Raw genomic sequence first — 1,856 nt, forward strand, 5'->3', positions numbered from 1 at the left:
TATATGTAATGAGTTATTTTTCTTTTGAGAATTTTTATATAGTAAAGTGAATAAATTACATATTTAACAATAAATTAATTTTAAAGCTTTCATTGTGAGAATTACTTTAATTCATTTATTAAAAGAGGGGAATTCATTTTGTCTTGACTTAATGTTTTTATAAATGATAATTATTATCATTTGTAAAAAGTGCAGAAGAGTTTCCTGTGAATAAATTGCCAGCTGTAATCGACCATCTGTATCGCAATCATCATTCATGGTTATATCAATGGTTGCGAACGAAAATAGGCAATAGTGAACAGGCTGCTGATCTGGTACAAGATACTTTTATCAAAATTATACAAACTCGGGATGAATTACTCGGTATTAAAGAACCTAGAGCCTATTTGACATCTATTGCAAAAAACTTATTGATTGATCATGTACGTCGAAAAAAAATAGAACAGGCTTATCTCGATGGTTTAAGTCATTTACAGTTTACTTTAGACAATATTCCATCTCCAGAAGATCAGATGCAACTTATTCAAGCAGTTGATCAATTGTGCCAGATTTTAGAGCAGGTGTCGGAAAAGGCTCAAAAAGCTTTTATCTGGCATTATCTTGATGGTTTTACTCATAGAGAAATTGCTGAAAAATTGCAAGTTTCAACCAAAATGGTTCAAAAATATCTAGCACAGTGCTTAATACAGTGTTACTTGGTTCGAACTGAAATGGAAGAACTTGTATAAATGGCACTGCAAGATAAGCAAAAACAGAAAATTGTAGCTGAAGCTTCAGAGTGGATTGTAAAACTTAGTGATGATGAGCAGGATTATGTTGTTATTCAACAGCAATTTGATTGCTGGAAATCGAAAAGTGCAAAACATCAAAGAATAGCTGAAGATATTGAGCAATATTTAAGAGCGGTAAAACAATTCTCTGAAAATAAACCACAGCGACTATTGGCAAAAAGCACATTAAAAACGGTATTAAACAAAGATAAAAAATATAAGCCTCTAAAAAACTATAGCGGTTTTTTTGTTCTTATCATAAGTCTTGTGGGTGGAATATATTCTTATCTTGTTTTTAATCCTATCGGTTATTTGACTGCAGACATTAAAGGTAAAGCAGGGGGATGGCAACGCCAGCAGCTTAATGATGGTTCAGTATTGGTTTTGAGGGGGAAAAGTGCAGTTAATGTCAGTTTTGATAAAAATCAGCGTGTTATAGATATCATCCAGGGTGAAGTTTATATTGATGTTGCCAAAGATAAATCACGCCCTTTTTATGTAAGAACGACACATGGCCAGATTAAAGCTTTAGGAACCAGTTTTAGTGTGGGATATCAACCTGAAATGACAGAAGTAAAAATGTTACATTCCCGAGTTCAGATCATTCCTTTTACTCGGCAGAGTTACCCTAAAACTGCTGTAATTGTAGAGGCAGGTCAAGAAATAAGAATAGATCGTTTGGGTGTTTATAACCTTAAAAAATATGATCTGGAATACGAACAACAGAAATGGTCCAAGCATCAATTGCTTGTAGAGAATGAACCTCTGTCTGATGTTTTACAGGAGTTAAATAATAATTATCAAGGAATGATTATATTTAATCGTAAACAATTGGAGCAGATCCGTGTCAATGCTGTTTTACCTTTAGATCAGCCAGATGATGCATTACGTTTACTCAATAGCGTTTTTCCTGATCTGAAAGTATACAAAATAACACCATATATTATTTATATTTCAAATGGTTAATGGAATTTTGGTAAATAAATATAATTTTTTTTAAAAACGGGTTCCACTTTTTGTTCTGTCATTCGTCATATTAAGTAGAAGCTAGGAAATTGTGAATTTTTTTGTCATACAGATATTAAT

General features: G+C 32.3%; 1 protein-coding gene and 1 pseudogene. Both read left to right on the forward strand.

From position 1 onward, the window contains the following. Window positions 1-163: 163 nt before the first annotated feature. A pseudogene (locus KPC_RS19485) lies at window positions 164-728 on the forward strand (sigma-70 family RNA polymerase sigma factor). After that, a complete protein-coding gene (locus KPC_RS19490) occupies window positions 729-1,736 on the forward strand; it encodes a FecR family protein (protein WP_121975959.1) in 1,008 nt (335 codons plus the stop codon). Window positions 1,737-1,856: the final 120 nt, after the last annotated feature.

It is taken from the genome of Acinetobacter stercoris (assembly GCF_900323515.1).
GTDB classification, from domain to species: Bacteria; Pseudomonadota; Gammaproteobacteria; order Pseudomonadales; family Moraxellaceae; genus Acinetobacter; species Acinetobacter stercoris.